Raw genomic sequence first — 16,806 nt, 5'->3', positions numbered from 1 at the left:
CCTGTCAGAGCAGTCCCACTGCCGTGTCGACAGCCCCCGCCACGTCCCCGTCGACCGGGTAGAGCAGCGAGCGGCCCACCACCAGCCCCTGGACCGTGGGCAGGCGCAGCGCCGTGCGCCATTTCTCGTACGCGCCCTCCTGGTCGCCCCCGATCTCACCGCCCAGCAGGACGGCCGGGAGCGTCGAGGTCTCCATCACCCGGGCCATATCGTCGGGGTTCTGGGTGACGGGAACCTTCAGCCAGGTGTACGCCGAGGTGCCGGCCAGTCCCGAGGCGACGGCGATCGACCGCGTGACGGCCTCGGCGCTCAGGTCCGTACGGAGCCGTCCGTCGACGCGGCGGCATATGAACGGCTCGACGAAGACGGGGAGCCCGCGTTCGGCCATGGCGTCGACGGCGCGGGCGGTGGAGTGCAGGGTGTCCAGGGAGCCCGGGTCCTCGTAGTCGATACGGAGCAGCAGCTTGCCCGCGTCGAAACCGAGCCGGGTGAGGTCCTCGGGGCGGTGTCCGGTGAAGCGGTCGTCCAGTTCGAAGGCGGCGCCGGCGAGGCCGCCGCGGTTCATGGAGCCGACGACGACACGGTCCTCCAGGGCGCCGAGCAGCAGCAGGTCGTCGAGGATGTCCGCGGTGGCCAGGACGCCGTCGACACCGGGCCGGGAGAGGGCGAGGCAGAGCCGCTCCAGCAGGTCGGCGCGGTTGGCCATGGCGAGCCGGCTGTCCCCGACGGCGAGGGCGCCACGGGCCGGATGGTCGGCGGCGATGATCATCAGCCGGCCGGTGGAGCCGCCGGTGGTCACCTCATTGGCCGCGCCGGCCGGGCGCAGCAGGGGGCGGCGGCCTCGGCGGGCGGCGGCTTCGGCGATGGCCTCGGGGCGGTGGGCGCGCAGCCGGACCAGCTCGGACACGTCGACGCCGGTCATGACGCCGTTCCCGGGGACGGCGCGGGCGACAGCACAGGCGCCTGCGCGGGATCCTGTTCGGGGATCGGGCCGCCCGCGACGACCTGGGCGACCTCCGTGTCGTACGGCATCGCGGAGGAGCAGGCGAGGCGGCCGGCGACGATCGCGCCCGCGGCGTTCGCGTACCGCATGACGCGCTCCAGCTCCCAGCCGGCGAGCAGCCCGTGGCAGAGGGCGCCGCCGAACGCGTCCCCGGCGCCCAGGCCGTTGACGACCTCGACGGGGACGGGCGGCACTTCGGCCCGGGTGCCGTCGCGGTGCAGGGCGAGCACTCCCTTGGGGCCCTGCTTGACGACGGCCAGCTCGACCCCGGCGGCGAGCAGCGCCCGCGCTGCGGCGTAGGGCTCCCGCTCCCCCACGGCCACCTCGCACTCGTCGAGATTGCCGACGGCGACGGTGGCGTGCCGCAGAGCCCGCGCGTACAGCTCGCGCGGATCGGCGTCACCCAGGCCGCCCGGGTCGCCCGGATCGGCACCGGAGTCCGGACCGCCGACGGCTGTGCCGCCGTCCGCCGTCGGCCAGAACATCGGCCGCCAGTCAAGGTCGAAGACGGTGGTCCCCGACGCGCCGCGCGCCTCCAGCGCCGCGAGCGTCGCCGAACGGCTGGGCTCGGCGCACAGGCCCGTACCGGTCATCCAGAAGATCCTGGCCGCCCGGATCGCGTCCAGGTCCAGTTCGTGTGCGTGGATCTCCAGGTCGGGCGCCTTGGGCCGGCGGTAGAAGTAGAGCGGGAAGTCGTCCGGCGGGAAGACCTCGCAGAAGGTGACCGGGGTCGGATACCGCTCCACCGGCGTCACCCAGCGGTCGTCGACCTCGAACTCCCGCAGCGCCTGGTGGAGATAGTCCCCGAAGGGGTCCTGGCCGGTGCGGGTGATGACGGCGACGCGGTGCCCCAGCCGGGCCGAGGCGACCGCGACATTGGTCGCGGAGCCGCCGAGGAACTTCCCGAAGACGTCCACCTGCGCCAGCGGTACGCCGGTTCGCAGCGGGTAGAGATCCACTCCGATCCGGCCCATGGTGATCACGTCGTACGGCACGGGCATACGTGTCCCTTCGGTTCGGCGGCCATGACCGGCGCTGACTCGACCGGTTCCGGCTCGACTCGTCCTGTCGACCGGTCCCGGTTCCACTGACCTGGTTCCACTGACCTGGTTCCACTGACCTGGTTCCACTTGGCCCTGGTGCGCCCGGTCCTCGCCCGGCGCAGGGCCTGTCCGGCGAATCCCTCTTCGCCGGACACGCCTCAGGTCTAATGCTCTCGACCGAGTCCTGTCAACGCTTTGTCCTTACATTCGGACGAAGTCTTGACACTCTTTCGAGACGACGGGAAGGCTGACCCGTATGACCTCCTCCGCGCCCACGCTGAACCGCATCCGGGTCGGGTCGGCCCCCGATTCCTGGGGGGTGTGGTTTCCCGACGATCCCCGGCAGGTCCCCTGGCAGCGCTTCCTCGACGAGGTCGCCGACGCCGGCTACGAGTGGATCGAACTCGGCCCCTACGGCTACCTCCCGTCCGATCCCGCCCGGTTGGGCGAGGAGACCGCCCGGCGCGGACTGAAGGTCTCGGCCGGAACGGTCTTCACCGGACTCCACCACGGGCCGGCCGTCTGGGAGAAGACCTGGGCGCATGTCTCGGACATCGCCGAACTCACCCGGGCGATGGGCGCGGACCATCTGGTCGTCATCCCGTCCTTCTGGCGCGACGACAAGACCGGCGACGTACTGGAGGACCGCACCCTCACCCCCGGGCAGTGGCGCGATCTCACCACCCAGACCGAGCGCCTCGGCCGGGAGGTACGGGACCGCTACGGGCTGAGCATCGTCGTCCATCCGCACGCGGACACCCATATCGACAGCGAGGCGAACGTCAGCCGCTTCCTCGACGCGACCGATCCCGAACTGGTCTCGCTCTGCCTGGACACCGGGCACTACGCCTACTGCGGTGGCGACAGCGTCAAGCTGATCGAGACCTACGGCGAACGGATCGGCTACCTCCATCTCAAGCAGGTGGACCCGGAGATCCTCGCCGAAGTCGTCGCGCACGAGGTCCCGTTCGGGCCGGCCGTCGGGCGCGGAGTGATGTGCGAGCCGCCGGCCGGGGTTCCCGCCCTGGAGCCGGTCCTGGCAGCGGTGCAACGGCTGGGCGTCGACCTCTTCGCCATCGTCGAGCAGGACATGTATCCGTGCCCGCCCGACAAGCCCTTCCCCATCGCCGAGCGCACCCGGCGCTTCCTGCGAAGCTGCGGCGCCTGACCCCCGGCCGACACAACCGACGTACGGGGCAACGCCAGTTACCCACCGCGCGAGCCGGCAAAACCGGCCTGCCCCGATGAACCGCACCACATGTGGCGTATGCGTGACAAGAGTCCACTTTCCGTCACACATATCTCTATTACGGGGACCTCCGGTCACGGGGTGGTGACAACCTCGGCCTCCTGGTCACTCTGCGTCGCCCGACGGGCACAGGCTGGGTGATCGCCACCGCTCAGCCGCAGTTTCCTCGACGGCCCACCGGCCGCCCCTGCGGCGAGCGCAGGGAGGTGCCACTGATGACGGACAGAAAGCTCTGGTCCTACAAGGAGATCGCGGCGCACATCCGGGTGCAGCCGGACACCGTCCGTTCGTACCGCAAGCACGGGCTGCTCCCACCGCCGGACCATGTGGAGAACGGCAAGCCCTACTGGTACGCGGACACCGTCCGCACCTGGGTGGCCAACCGTCCGGGCAACAGAGGCAACAGACACTGACACGAGAGCCGACGCGGGGTCCCGTACCGGATCGCGGTACGGGACCCCGCCCCGCTTCCCGTCGCCGGACGTCCGCGACGATCCGCGAAACCCCTTCGGCAGACGACCCAACAGTTCGCTTCCATACCCCCTAGGGGTACAGTTTCCTCCACTGCACCCCCGAAGCTGAACCTTCGAAGAGGAGAAAGCCATGACCGCCGAGACGAAGACCGACACCACCGAGGCCACCGGCTCCTGCTGCTCACCCACCGGCTCCTGCCACGACAGCGCGGCGGAGGCCGAGACCGGCCAGGTCACCGCCGTCTACCAGGTCACCGGCATGACCTGCGGCCACTGCGAAGGCGCCGTCTCCGACGAGATCTCCGGCATCGAGGGCGTCATCTCGGTGCGCGCCGTGGCCGCCACCGGGCAGGTGACCGTCGCGTCCAAGGCCCCGCTGGACGAGGCCGCCGTACGCGCCGCCGTGGACGAGGCGGGCTACGAACTGGCCGACCGGGCCTGACCCGGCCCGCCCCCAGTCCCACCCCGGACCGGACCCGGCCCGACCAGGGCCGACCGGCGACCCTGCATAATTCCTCCAGCGAGCCGAGCCGGTTGCCGACTCTTTGCGTCGTCCGCCCTTCACATGAACCACAGGACCTTCACAAAGAGATCTAGATCACATAGATTAATGGGTAACCATTAGGTCGGCTCGCGTGTCTAAGAGGACGATGCCAGAGAACGTCTTGGGGGACGTTCGACGGCATGTCATGGGATGTCTTGGGGGACATCCCGGACAAGCGATTGGCCGGGGCACGTGCACCGGGGAGCTTTGAGCGGCCCTCCCGTACGTACCCCGGTCCGACCGCACGAGTAGCCGTTATCGGTTACGGCAGACGCCCGGCCGGATCCCGTGGGGGGAATCCGCTCCGGGGATATGGAAAGCGCCCCGCTCGCCGACCCGTGGGGGGATCGGTGGCGGGGCGCTTTTCCTGAGGCCGCTTCTTCAGGCCCGTCTTCGGGCTCCGTACGTGTACATGCTCCGTACGCGCTCCGTCTTCGGGCTCCGTACGGTTCAGCCCGTACGGACCGCGACAGCACTGAGCCGTACAGCGCGGGAAGCGCCGTACGGCAGGTGCGCGCGGGACGCGGGCGTCGTCAGACGCGGGCGTTCCGCCTCAGCGGGACTCGACCGGCACGAAGTCGCGCAGGACCTCGCCGGTGTAGATCTGGCGCGGGCGGCCGATGCGGGAACCCGGCTCCTTGATCATCTCGTGCCACTGGGCGATCCAGCCGGGCAGCCGGCCGAGCGCGAAGAGCACGGTGAACATCTCGGTCGGGAAGCCCATGGCCCGGTAGATCAGGCCCGTGTAGAAGTCCACGTTCGGGTAGAGCTTGCGCTCGACGAAGTACTCGTCGGCCAGCGCGTGCTCTTCGAGCTTGAGCGCGATGTCGAGCAGCTCGTCGGACTTGCCGAGCGCCGAGAGGACATCGTGCGCCGCCGCCTTGATGATCTTCGCCCGGGGGTCGAAGTTCTTGTAGACGCGGTGCCCGAAGCCCATGAGCTTCACGCCGTCTTCCTTGTTCTTCACCTTGCGGATGAAGGTGTCGACGTCGCCGCCGGCCGCCTGGATGCCCTCGAGCATCTCCAGCACCGACTGGTTGGCGCCACCGTGCAGCGGGCCCCACAGGGCGCTGATGCCGGCCGAGATCGAGGCGAACATGTTCGCCTGCGAGGAGCCGACCAGGCGCACGGTCGAGGTCGAACAGTTCTGCTCGTGGTCCGCGTGCAGGATCAGCAGCTTGTCGAGCGCCGAGACCACGACCGGGTCCGGTACGTACTCCTGCGCCGGGACCGAGAAGGTCATCCGCAGGAAGTTCTCGACGTACCCGAGGTCGTTGCGCGGGTAGACGAAGGGGTGGCCGATCGACTTCTTGTACGCGTACGCCGCGATGGTCGGCAGCTTGGCGAGCAGCCGGATCGTGGAGAGGTCGCGCTGCTTCTCGTCGAACGGGTTGTGGCTGTCCTGGTAGAACGTGGACAGCGCGCTGACCACGGAGGACAGCATCGCCATCGGGTGGGCGTCGCGCGGGAATCCGTCGTAGAACCGCTTGACGTCCTCGTGCAGCAGCGTGTGCTGGGTGATCTCGTTCTTGAACGAGGCGAGCTCGTCGACCGTCGGCAGCTCGCCGTTGATCAGCAGATACGCCACCTCGACAAAGCTGGACCCGTCGGCAAGCTGCTCGATCGGATAGCCGCGGTAGCGCAGGATGCCCTGTTCACCGTCGAGATAGGTGATCGCGGACTTGTAGGCGGCGGTGTTGCCGTAGCCGCTGTCCAGGGTGACCAGACCGGTCTGAGAACGAAGCTTCCCGATGTCGAAGCCCGTATCGCCGACGGTGCTGTCGATCACCGGGTAGGTGTACTCGCCGTCGCCGTACCGCAGTACTACCGCGTTGTCGCGTTTCTCGCTCACGTCATCCCTCACCGACGTAGTGCCTCTTCTCCGAGGTGCCCTGACTGTCTCTACCATCCCCCATTTGGCTCAGGAGAGTGCACTCGGGGTCGGCCTTTAGGCCTTTTGGCGGCACTCAGTGCCGCCAGCTTGCTCATCCTGCCCTCTTCGCCCCAGTTGTGGGAAGTGGAGGCGCCGAAAGTCCCCGGCCTCGTTTCGCACTCACCTACAGCCTCCCCCGTCTCCCCTACCTCACGCATCTCACCCGATTCACCCGTTTCACCCATCCGTCCGCCTCGGAGACAGGCCACAGGCGTGGGCTCGGCGCTGCCTCAACCACCGGCGTGGGCTGCGCTCTGCCTCAGCCACAGGCGTGGGCTGCGCTCTCAGACTCCGCCGGACAGCCGGTGGTCGAGCGCCGTGAAGCGTCTGCCCGCCGAGACCGTGCGTACCGCCTGGCCGATGGCCTTGCGGGAGCCGACCAGCACGACGAGCTTCTTGGCCCGGGTGACCGCCGTGTAGAGCAGATTGCGCTGGAGCATCATCCACGCCCCGGTGGTGACCGGAATGACCACGGCCGGGTACTCGCTGCCCTGGGAACGGTGGATGGTCACGGCGTACGCGTGCGCCAGCTCGTCCAACTCGTCGAAGTCGTACGGCACTTCCTCGTCCTCGTCCGTCAGCACGGTCAGGCGCTGGTCGTCCGGGTGGAGCGAGGTGACCACCCCCACCGTGCCGTTGAAGACTCCGTTCTCCCCCTTCTCGTAGTTGTTGCGGATCTGGGTGACCTTGTCCCCGACCCGGAAGACCCGGCCGCCGACGCGCTTCTCCGGCAGATCGGGCCTGGCGGGCGTGATGGCCTGCTGGAGCAGGCCGTTCAGCGCGCCCGCGCCGGCCGGGCCCCGGTGCATCGGCGCCAGGACCTGCACGTCCCGCCGGGGGTCCAGGCCGAACTTGGCGGGGATGCGGCGGGAGGCGACATCGACCGTGACCCGCCCCGCGTCCTCCGTCTCGTCCTCCACGAAGAGGAAGAAGTCGGCGAGGCCCTGAGTGATGGGCTGTACACCGGAGTTGATGCGGTGGGCGTTGGTGACCACGCCCGACTGCTGGGCCTGCCGGAAGATCCGGGTGAGCCGGACCTGGGGCACGGGACCGCCCTCGGCGAGCAGATCGCGCAGCACCTCGCCCGCCCCGACCGAGGGCAGTTGGTCCACATCCCCGACGAGCAGCAGGTGCGCGCCCGGCGCCACCGCCTTCACCAGCTTGTTGGCCAGCAGCAGATCCAGCATCGACGCCTCGTCCACCACCACCAGATCGGCGTCCAGCGGCCGGTCCCGGTCGTACGCCGCGTCGCCGCCCGGCTTCAGCTCCAGCAGCCGGTGCACGGTGGACGCCTCGGCGCCGGTCAGCTCGGCGAGCCGCTTGGCCGCCCGACCGGTGGGGGCCGCCAGCACCACCTTGGCCTTCTTGGCCCGCGCCAGCTCGACGATCGACCGGACCGTGAAGGACTTTCCGCAGCCGGGACCACCGGTCAGGACGGCGACCTTCTCGGTGAGCGCGAGCCGGACCGCCTGCTGCTGCTCGGGGGCCAGCTCCGCGCCCGTACGCCCCGCCAGCCACGTCAGCGCCTTGTCCCAGGCCACCTCCCGGAACGCCGGCATCCGGTCCTCGCCGGTGCGCAGCAGCCGCAGCAACTGGGCGGAGAGGGACAGCTCGGCGCGGTGGAAGGGGACCAGATAGACCGCCGTGACCGGCTCGCCGCCGTCCGGACCCGGCACCTTTTCCCGTACGACTCCTTCGTCCTCGCCCGCCAGCTCACCGAGGCACTCGATGACCAGGCCCGTGTCGACCGCGAGCAGCTTGACCGCGTCCGAGATGAGCTTCTCCTCGGGCAGGAAGCAGTGTCCCTGGTCGGTGGACTGGGACAGCGCGTACTGGAGGCCGGCCTTGACGCGCTCCGGGCTGTCGTGCGGAATGCCGACGGCCTGGGCGATCCGGTCGGCGGTGAGGAAGCCGATCCCCCAGACGTCGGCCGCCAGGCGGTACGGCTCGTTCTTGACGACCGAGATGGAGGCGTCGCCGTACTTCTTGTAGATGCGCACGGCGATGGAGGTGGAGACTTCGACGCTCTGGAGGAAGACCATGACCTCTTTGATGGCCTTCTGTTCCTCCCACGCGGCGGCGATCCGCTTCGTCCGCTTGGGGCCGAGGCCCGGGACCTCGATGAGTCTCTTGGGCTCCTGCTCGATGATGTCGAGCGTGTCGAGCCCGAAGTGCTCGGTGATCCGGTCGGCGAACACCGGGCCGATGCCCTTGATCAGGCCGGAGCCGAGATAGCGGCGGATGCCCTGGATCGTGGCGGGGAGGATCGTCGTGTAATTCTCCACCGTGAACTGCTTGCCGTACTGGGGGTGCGAGCCCCAGCGGCCCTCCATGCGCAGTGACTCGCCGGGCTGCGCGCCGAGCAACGAGCCGACCACGGTGAGGAGATCGGCACCCCGTCCGGTGTCGACCCGGGCGACCGTGTAGCCGTTCTCCTCGTTGGCGTACGTGATCCGCTCAAGGACGCCCTCCAGTACCGCAAGGCGGCCCCCCTCACCCTGCCTGGTCCCGCCGACGGACACGCCACCACCCCACAACTCTCGGTCTGGAATGGAGGCTACCGCCGGGGACCGACACCGCCCCTGCCCCTGTGGACCAAGGGCATACAGAAGACTGTCTACGAGCCGCGTGCCCCGTGATCAGCGCAACAGCGGCCGCTGTGCGGCGTGACCGCCGATCAGGAGGGAAGGGATCATGTCAGTGCCATCCTTACGCCCCCCACACGCAGGGATCACCACACGTGCCATCCTTTCGAGCCCCCACACGCAGCATCCCCGTGGCCGCGAGCGCCCTCGCGCTCGTTGTCGCCTGCCAGACCCTCACCAGTCCGGTCGCGCGGGCATCCGGGACCACGGCGGAGGTCTGGATCACCACCGCCGACGGCGTCAAGAAGCTCACCAGGTCCGCGGACGGCACCTTCGACAGCGGTCCGCGGAAGGTCGACATCACGGTCGACGCCGACGCACGCGCTCAGCGGTTCACCGGCGCGGGCGCGTCCCTCACCGAGGCCTCCGCGGAGCTGATAGCCGGCCTCCCCGATCGCCGTCGGACGGCTCTGCTGAACGATCTCTTCTCCTCCGGAGGCGACGGGATCGGCCTGGACTATCTCCGCCAGCCCCTCGGCGGCACGGACTTCGTGTCCCGGCTGCCGTACTACTCGTACGAGGACGACCCGGGCAAGTTCTCCATCGCCCGCGACAAGCAGAAGATCCTGCCCCTGGTACGCCGGGCCCTGAAGATCAACCCCGATATCCGCATCATGGCCTCGCCCTGGTCGGCGCCCGGCTGGATGAAGAAGAACGGCTGGCTGGGAGGCGGCCGTCTCAAGCCCGAGCGCTACGACGACTACGCCGGTTACCTCGTCAAGTCCATACAGGCGTACCGGAAGGCGGGCGTACCGGTCGACGACCTCACCGTGGCGAACGAGCCGCTTTTCGAGGCGGTCTATCCCTCGATGCGGATGTCCTCCGACGAACAGGTCAAGCTCTTCCGGATTCTCGACAGGAAGCTGTCGGCCGCGGGGCTCGGCACCGGCCTCTTCGCGTTCGACCACAACTGGAGCCGCCCCGACTACGCGTTGGACGTGCTCAACAAGACCTCGGACATCAAGCGCGTCCAGGGCGCCTCGTTCCACTGCTACCGCGGCCGCCCGGAGCAGCAGCAGGACGTGCGCGACGCCGGCGAGCGGGTGTTCTTCACGGAGTGTTCCAGCACCGACGGCGAGAACGGCACCCAGGACTTCTCACAGGCGCTCAAGTGGCAGACGGAGAACTGGGTGATCCGCACGCTCCGCTCCGGCTCCGAGACCGTGGTGCTCTGGAATCTCGCTCTCGACCAGCACGGCCGCCCGAATTACGGCTACTGCAAGGACTGCAACGGCGTGGTCGAGGTGCGGGGCGACACCGTCCGCAAGAACGCCGAGTACTACACCCTCGGCCATGTCTCGAAATTCGTGGACCAGGGCGCCCGCCGTATCGGCTCCACCACACAGGGCCCTGGGGGCGTCCAGAATGTGAGCTTCGAGAATCCGGACGGCGAACGCGTCTCCGTCGTCCTCAACAGCGCCCGTTCGGCGCGGACCTTCTCCCTCACGGAGAAGGGGAAGTCGCTCGTGTACAAACTGCCCGCGGGCGCCGTCGCCACCTTCACCTGGCCGGGCCCGTGACCGGGACCCGCAAGCCCTGACGCGTACGGGCAAAGACACCGGCCTCTCACGCGGGGCACTCATGGGGCCCGGTCCGACGGACCGGGCCCCGCTCCCCCCTCCAGCAGAGCTTTCCAAATCCCCCCGGATTCCTCCCCCGAAAGCCCTGACGCCGTATATGACTCACGTGACCCAGGAAGGGTTGCACGGCTTCGCAGAGTTATTTTTCCGTGTTCGGCGCCGTCGCCGTACGCACCGCCGTCGCCGTACGCATCACCGCCGGGCGTCCGCGGACGACGAGGGCCAGTAGCGCGGCCGCAGCGCAGAGCGCTCCGGATCCGGCCCGGCACCCGGATCGCCTCCATCTGCACCGGGTACTTCGTCCTGACGGCCGCCGGGCTGCTCGAGGGGCGGCGGGCGACCACGCACTGGAAGTCCTGCGACCAGTTCCGCGCGCTGCATCCGGACGTACGGCTCGATCCCGATGTCCTCTACACGGAGGACGGCGATGTGCTCACCTCGGCGGGCGTCGCCTCGGGCATCGGCCTCTGTCTGCACATGATCCGCGGCGACCACGGCGTGGCCGTCGCGAACGCCGTGGCCCGTACGACCGTTGTCCCGCCGCACCGGGACGGCGGCCAGGCCCAGTACATCCGCCGCCCGGTCCCCGAGCCGACGCTCTCCTCGACCCGCGCGGCCAGGGCCTGGGCGCTTGACCATCTCGGCCTCGGGGACAGCCCCCTGAGGCCCCTCCTCGCCCCCTCCTCGCCCCGCCTACAAGGCGTGCTCCACATACCGTTCCGCGACCTCCGTGAGCAGCTCCACGCCGTCCCGCTCCCACAGGTCGTCGTTGAACAGCTCCACCTCGATCGGCCCCGTGTAGCCCGCCTTGTCCACCCGTTCCCGCCAGGCACGCAGGTCGACCGCGCCGTCGCCGAGTTGGCCGCGCCCGTTCAGCACGCCGGCCGGGAGCGGTGTCGTCCAGTCCGCCAGCTGGAAGGAGAAGATCCGCTCGGCCGCGCGGGCGACGGCCGCCGGAGCGCGGTCGTCCCACCAGATGTGGTACGTGTCCACGACCACGCCGACCTGCTCGGCCGGGAAGCGTTCGGCCAGTTCGAGGGCCTGGTCGAGGGTCGATACGACACAGCGGTCCGAGGCGAACATCGGGTGGAGCGGTTCGATCGCCAGCCGGATCCCGCGCTCGCCCGCGTACGGTGCCAGCTCGCCCAGTGCGTCGGCGATGCGTTCCCGGGCGGCGGGCAGGTCCCTGCTGCCCGCCGGGAGCCCCCCGGAGACCAGCACCAGGGTGTCCGTGCCCAGCGTCACCGCCTCGTCGATCGCCGCCCGGTTGTCGGCCAGCGCCTCGGCCCGCCGGTCGGGGTCGACGGCGGTGAGGAAGCCACCCCGGCAGAGCGTGGTGACCGCGAGGCCCGCGTCCCGTACGAGCGCGGCGGCGGCCTCGGCCCCGTACGCCTGGACGGGTTCGCGCCACAGGCCGACGCCGGGCACACCGAGGCGTACGCAGGCCTTGGTCAGCTCGGGCAGCGACAGCTGCTTGACCGTCATCTGGTTGATGCTGAACCGGGACAGGCCGGGCGCGGGCGATCCTGGCGTCGGCACGGGCGATTCGGTCACTGGTCCACTCCGTACACGCTGAGCAGGGATGCCGTCCGGGCCTCGGCCACCGCCGGATCGGGGAACAGGCCGAGCCCGTCGGCCAGTTCGTACGCCCGCGCCAGATGCGGCAGCGAGCGGGCCGACTGGAGGCCGCCGACCATGGTGAAGTGGCTCTGGTGACCGGCCAGCCAGGCCAGGAACACCACGCCCGTCTTGTAGAAACGGGTGGGGGTCTGGAAAAGGTGGCGGGACAGTTCGACGGTGGGGTCGAGCAGTTCGCGGAAGCCCAACACATCGCCGGTGTCCAAGGCGCGTACGGCCTGCGCCGCCAGCGGCCCGAGCGGGTCGAAGATGCCGAGCAGCGCGTGGCTGAAGCCGCGTTCGTCGCCCGCGATCAGCTCGGGGTAGTTGAAGTCGTCGCCCGTGTAGCAGCGCACGCCCTGCGGCAGCCGGCGGCGCAGCTCGACCTCGCGCCGGGCGTCCAGCAGCGAGATCTTGATGCCGTCGACCTTGTCGGGATGCTCGGAGATGACCTGGAGGAAGGTCTCGGTGGCCGCGTCGAGGTCCGTACCGCCCCAGTAGCCGTCCAGCGCGGGGTCGAACATCGGGCCCAGCCAGTGCAGTACGACCGGTTCCGACGCCTGCCGCAGGAGGTGCGCGTAGAGGCCGAGATAGTCCTCGGGGCCGTCCGCCGCCGCCGCGAGCGCGCGGGACGCCATCAGGATGGCCTGCGAGCCGGTCTCCTCGACGAGCGCCAACTGCTCTTCGTACGCCCGGCGGACGTCGTCCAGGGAGTGCGCCCCCGGCGTGAGCTGGTCCGTGCCCACGCCGCACGCGATCCGGCCGCCGACGGTCTTCGCCTCGGCGGCGGAGCGGCGGATCAGTTCGGCCGCGCCCGCCCAGTCCAGGCCCATGCCGCGCTGCGCGGTGTCCATGGCCTCGGCGACCCCGAGGCCGTGCGACCAGAGGTGGCGGCGGAAGGCGAGGGTGGCGTCCCAGTCGACGGCGGCGGGCGCGTCGGGGCTGATGTCGGCGTACGGGTCGGCGACGACGTGGGCGGCGGAGAAGACCGTACGGGAGGCAAGCGGCGGGCGCCTCGTACCGGCCGGATCCGTGCCCCTCCCCGTGCCGTCGGCATCTGTAAGGAAGCGGGCCGGTTCGGTGCGGGGGACGTACGTACGGAACCCGCCCCCGGCGGCGGGGAGTCGGAGGGTCACAGGCTCAGCTCCGGTACGTCGAAGCGGCGGCCCTCCGCCGAGGAACGCAGCCCCAGCTCGGCGAGCTGCACGCCACGCGCGCCCGCGAGCAGGTCCCAGTGATACGGATGGTCGAGCGCGACATGGCGCAGGAACAGCTCCCACTGCGCCTTGAATCCGTTGTCGAACTCGGCGTTGTCCGGGACTTCCTGCCACTGGTCGCGGAACGACTCGGTGGCGGGCAGATCGGGGTTCCACACCGGCTTCGGGGTGGCGCTGCGGTGCTGGACGCGGCAGCGGCGCAGACCGGCGACGGCCGAGCCGTGCGTGCCGTCGACCTGGAACTCGACCAGTTCGTCGCGGTTGACCCGGACGGCCCAGGAGGAGTTGATCTGGGCGATGGCCCCGCCGGCCAGCTCGAAGATCCCGTAGGCGGCGTCGTCGGCGGTCGCGGCGTACGGCTTGCCCTGCTCGTCCCAGCGCTGCGGGATGTGCGTGGTGACGTGCGCCGAGACGCTGGTGACCCGCCCGAACAGCTCGTGCAGGACGTACTCCCAGTGCGGGAACATGTCGACCGCGATACCGCCGCCGTCCTCGGCGCGGTAGTTCCAGGAGGGGCGTTGGGCGTCCTGCCAGTCGCCCTCGAAGACCCAGTAGCCGAACTCTCCCCGTACGGAGAGGATCTCGCCGAAGAAGCCGCCGTCGATGAGGCGCTTCAGCTTGAGCAGCCCCGGCAGGAAGATCTTGTCCTGGACGACGCCGTGCTTGATGCCCGCGCTCCGGGCCAGCCGGGCCAGGTCGAGCGCGCCGTCGAGGTCGGTCGCGGTCGGCTTCTCGGTGTAGATGTGCTTGCCGGCGGCGATCGCCTTCTTGACGGCCTCGACGCGGGCGGAGGTGACCTGGGCGTCGAAGTAGATGTCGATCGTGTCGTCCGCCAGGACGGCGTCCAGATCGGTGGACCATTCGGTCAGACCGTGCCGTTCGGCGATCTGTTCGAGGGCGGGTGCGCGGCGGCCGATGAGGACGGGCTCGGGCCAGAGCACCTCGCCGTCCCCCAGATCCAGTCCGCCCTGTTCGCGAATCGCGAGGACGGAGCGCAGCAGATGCTGCCGGTATCCCATCCGCCCGGTGACGCCGTTCATGGCGATCCGCACTGTCCTGCGTGTCACGAAGTTCCCTCCATATAGACGTAGCAAGCGCTTTCTATGCGGTAAGAAGCTAGCCTGCGACAGCGGCCGGTACAAGGGCCCGGCCCCGATCCCACTCGTGGGGCGGCCCCGGCACCCGCCGCGCGTGCCACCCCATGGCACCCCGTGACATGTAACTCCTCGGAGGAAAGCGATGACAGTCACCCTGTCGGACGTGGCGGCCCGCGCCCGGGTGTCACCCGCCACCGTCTCGCGTGTGCTGAACGGCAACTATCCCGTCGCCGCCGCCACCCGGGAGCGTGTGCTGCGGGCCGTGGACGAGCTCGACTACGTACTGAACGGGCCCGCCAGCTCGCTCGCCGCCGCCACCTCCGACCTGGTCGGCATCCTCGTCAACGACATAGCCGACCCGTTCTTCGGGATCATGGCGGGAGCGGCCCAGACGGAGATCAGCGGGCAGGAGGGCACCGGCCGGGCGGGCGGCGAGAAACTCGCCGTCGTCTGCAACACGGGCGGCTCGCCCGAGCGCGAACTGACCTATCTGACGCTGCTCCAGCGCCAGCGGGCGGCGGCCGTCGTACTGACCGGCGGGGCGCTCGAAGACCCCGAGCACATCGCCGCGATGGACACGAAGCTCGCGAAACTCGCGGACGCGGGGACCAGGGTGGTGCTGTGCGGGCGGCCGCCGCTGCCGGGCAGCGACGCGATCGTGGCGTCCCTGGCCTTCGACAACCGGGGCGGCGGCCGACGGCTGACGGAGCATCTGATCGCGCTCGGCCACCGCAGGATCGGTTACGTCGCGGGCCCGGTGGAGCGGACGACGACCCGGCACCGGCTGGAGGGACACCGGGCGGCGCTGGCGGCGGGCGTGACGCCTCGGGGGTCCGGCCAGGAGCGGGGAGACGATCAGGAGTCGCTGACCGTGCACGGCCCGTACACCCGTCGCTCCGGGTACGAGGCGACGCTGGAACTGCTCCGCCGCGCACCGGACCTGACCGCCGTGGTCGCGGCCAACGACACGGTGGCCCTGGGCGCGTGCGCGGCGGTACGCGAACGGGGACTGCGCATCCCGCAGGACATCTCGGTGGCGGGCTTCGACGATCTGCCGTTCTCGGTGGACGCGGTACCGGCTCTGACGACCGTACGGCTGCCGCTGTTCGAGGCGGGGGCGCGGGCGGGCCGGCTGGCGATGGGGACGGAGACACCGCCGCCGGGCGGGATCGCCACGATCGCGGCGGAGCTGATGGCACGGGCGTCCACGGCGCCGCCCCGGACGGGCTGATCGGGGAAGCCGTGGGCGCGGCCGGCCCGGACGGTGCGTGGATTTCACCCGGGACCGGGTACCGGCAAGTGACACCAGGCACACCAGGCACACCAGGCAGGAAGGACCATCGACATGAAGTTCGCGTTCTCGACCCTCGGAGTGCCGGGGCTGCCCGTCCCGGAGGTTGTCGCGCTCGCCGCCGCGGCCGGCTACCAGGGGGTGGAGCTGCGCGCCCACCCGGAGGAGCCCGTACACCCCGGTATCGGGACGGCCGAACGGGCAGCCGTGGTGGACGAGTTCAAGCGAGCCGGCATCGAGATCCTCACGGTCGCCGGATACGTACGGGTGGCGACGGCGGACGCCGACGAGGCCGTACTGCACCAGGAGCTGGAGCAACTGCTCCTGCTGGCAAGAGACTTGGGCGCACCGAACATCCGCGTCTTCCCGGGCGGCGGCGACCAGGACCCCGCCGACGCGGACGCGACGGCCGCCCGGCGGCTGGGCAGGGCGGCGGAGTTCGCGGCGGACTGCGGCGTACGGATCCTGCTGGAGACGCACGACTCGCACCGTACGGGCGCCGACGCGGCCCGTGTGCTGGGCCCCGTGGGGCACCCGCAGGTGGGGGCGCTGTGGGATGTGATGCACACCTGGCTGGGCGGCGAGGCCCCGGCCGCCTCGCACGCGGTGCTCGCCCCGCACCTCGGTTACACGCAGGTGAAGGACATCGCGTCGGCGCAGGACACGACCCCGCTGGCCCTGGGGGCCGGGGTGCTGCCGCTGGGTGAGTGTCTGGCGTTGCTCGACGACGACAGCTGGGTGTGCTGGGAGTACGAGAAGCGGTGGTACCCGCAGGCGGACGACCTGCCGGGGCTGCTGACGGCGGGGCGGGAGCATCTGGAGGGGCTGATCGCGGGAGGGCGGTGACGGGGGTCGCGGGAAGGCCGCGAGGCCGGTGGACGACAGGCCGGTGGGCGGCAGCCGGTGCCCCTGCGCCGGTTGTACGCCCTGTGGCGTACGGGAGCGGCCAGGCGCCCGGCCCTCACGGCGGCCGTGGACACCTTGCGAGGGCACTATCCGCGGCTCTCGGCCACCTGACGGCCAGACCGGACCGGACCGGGGCAGGACTCCCCCATCCTCCGACGGCGCGTCTCCGGCACATCTCTTGACTGGCAGTTACCTTCCGGATATCCGT

At 70.3% G+C, this 16,806-nt stretch carries 13 protein-coding genes and 2 pseudogenes; 8 read left to right on the top strand and 7 right to left on the bottom strand.

Translation table 11 applies throughout. The features are described 5' to 3' along the window. Positions 1 to 4 precede the first annotated feature (4 nt). Positions 5 to 922, bottom strand: a complete 918-nt coding sequence (locus ACIOJD_RS08025) for a deoxyribose-phosphate aldolase (RefSeq protein ID WP_401909645.1) — start codon at positions 920 to 922, stop codon at positions 5 to 7. After that, entirely contained in the window at positions 919 to 2,004 is a 1,086-nt protein-coding gene (gene iolC, locus ACIOJD_RS08020; protein WP_401909642.1) for a 5-dehydro-2-deoxygluconokinase, read from the bottom strand. The genes ACIOJD_RS08025 and iolC overlap by 4 nt, the downstream gene beginning before the upstream one ends. 298 nt (positions 2,005 to 2,302) lie before the next feature. Here iolC and ACIOJD_RS08015 point away from each other — a divergent pair, with 298 nt between their 5' ends. From ACIOJD_RS08015 to ACIOJD_RS08005, 3 genes are all read left to right on the top strand, one after another. Next, entirely contained in the window at positions 2,303 to 3,214 is a 912-nt protein-coding gene (locus ACIOJD_RS08015; RefSeq protein ID WP_401909639.1) for a sugar phosphate isomerase/epimerase family protein, read from the top strand. Positions 3,215 to 3,510: 296 nt separating this feature from the next. Then, the gene (locus ACIOJD_RS08010; protein WP_401909636.1) at positions 3,511 to 3,708 is read left to right on the top strand and encodes a helix-turn-helix transcriptional regulator; all 198 of its coding nucleotides are present in this window, start codon (positions 3,511 to 3,513) and stop codon (positions 3,706 to 3,708) included. Positions 3,709 to 3,898: 190 nt separating this feature from the next. Then, entirely contained in the window at positions 3,899 to 4,210 is a 312-nt protein-coding gene (locus tag ACIOJD_RS08005; RefSeq protein WP_401909633.1) for a heavy-metal-associated domain-containing protein, read from the top strand. A 655-nt stretch (positions 4,211 to 4,865) separates the two neighbouring features. Here the strand turns inward: ACIOJD_RS08005 and ACIOJD_RS08000 are convergent. Both ACIOJD_RS08000 and ACIOJD_RS07995 read right to left on the bottom strand, forming a co-directional pair. Then, positions 4,866 to 6,164 (bottom strand): citrate synthase, encoded by a 1,299-nt coding sequence (locus ACIOJD_RS08000; RefSeq protein WP_401885481.1) that lies wholly within the window; start codon positions 6,162 to 6,164, stop codon positions 4,866 to 4,868. A 365-nt stretch (positions 6,165 to 6,529) separates the two neighbouring features. Continuing rightward, positions 6,530 to 8,767: an ATP-dependent RecD-like DNA helicase gene (locus ACIOJD_RS07995; RefSeq protein WP_401909630.1), complete on the bottom strand. Its 2,238-nt coding sequence runs from the start codon at positions 8,765 to 8,767 to the stop codon at positions 6,530 to 6,532. Positions 8,768 to 9,021: 254 nt separating this feature from the next. On the opposite strand from ACIOJD_RS07995, the gene ACIOJD_RS07990 reads away from it, so the two are divergent. After that, positions 9,022 to 10,410, top strand: coding sequence for a glycoside hydrolase family 30 beta sandwich domain-containing protein (locus tag ACIOJD_RS07990; protein WP_401909628.1), 1,389 nt, complete (start codon positions 9,022 to 9,024; stop codon positions 10,408 to 10,410). A 306-nt stretch (positions 10,411 to 10,716) separates the two neighbouring features. Continuing rightward, positions 10,717 to 11,115: pseudogene (locus tag ACIOJD_RS07985) on the top strand (DJ-1/PfpI family protein); the annotation flags it as partial. A 48-nt stretch (positions 11,116 to 11,163) separates the two neighbouring features. Here the strand turns inward: ACIOJD_RS07985 and ACIOJD_RS07980 are convergent. From ACIOJD_RS07980 to ACIOJD_RS07970, 3 genes are all read right to left on the bottom strand, one after another. Continuing rightward, positions 11,164 to 11,955, bottom strand: a complete 792-nt coding sequence (locus ACIOJD_RS07980; RefSeq protein WP_401911623.1) for a sugar phosphate isomerase/epimerase family protein — start codon at positions 11,953 to 11,955, stop codon at positions 11,164 to 11,166. A 65-nt stretch (positions 11,956 to 12,020) separates the two neighbouring features. After that, positions 12,021 to 13,223: a dihydrodipicolinate synthase family protein gene (locus ACIOJD_RS07975; RefSeq protein ID WP_401909626.1), complete on the bottom strand. Its 1,203-nt coding sequence runs from the start codon at positions 13,221 to 13,223 to the stop codon at positions 12,021 to 12,023. Beyond that, positions 13,220 to 14,371 (bottom strand): Gfo/Idh/MocA family protein, encoded by a 1,152-nt coding sequence (locus tag ACIOJD_RS07970; RefSeq protein WP_401909624.1) that lies wholly within the window; start codon positions 14,369 to 14,371, stop codon positions 13,220 to 13,222. The genes ACIOJD_RS07975 and ACIOJD_RS07970 overlap by 4 nt, the downstream gene beginning before the upstream one ends. Positions 14,372 to 14,543: 172 nt before the next feature. Here ACIOJD_RS07970 and ACIOJD_RS07965 point away from each other — a divergent pair, with 172 nt between their 5' ends. The 3 genes and pseudogenes from ACIOJD_RS07965 to ACIOJD_RS07955 all read left to right on the top strand — a co-directional run. Then, positions 14,544 to 15,632, top strand: a complete 1,089-nt coding sequence (locus tag ACIOJD_RS07965; protein WP_401909621.1) for a LacI family DNA-binding transcriptional regulator — start codon at positions 14,544 to 14,546, stop codon at positions 15,630 to 15,632. A 114-nt stretch (positions 15,633 to 15,746) separates the two neighbouring features. Further along, positions 15,747 to 16,538, top strand: coding sequence for a sugar phosphate isomerase/epimerase family protein (locus tag ACIOJD_RS07960; protein ID WP_401909619.1), 792 nt, complete (start codon positions 15,747 to 15,749; stop codon positions 16,536 to 16,538). Positions 16,539 to 16,592: 54 nt separating this feature from the next. Further along, positions 16,593 to 16,709, top strand: a pseudogene (locus ACIOJD_RS07955) (LysR family transcriptional regulator); the annotation flags it as partial. Between the last annotated feature and the right edge of the window lie 97 nt (positions 16,710 to 16,806).

The organism is Streptomyces sp. NPDC088116, from assembly GCF_044741745.1.
GTDB lineage: Bacteria > Actinomycetota > Actinomycetes > Streptomycetales > Streptomycetaceae > Streptomyces.
Note: the sequence above shows the minus strand (reverse complement) of the source record. Positions and strands in the feature narration are given on the sequence as shown.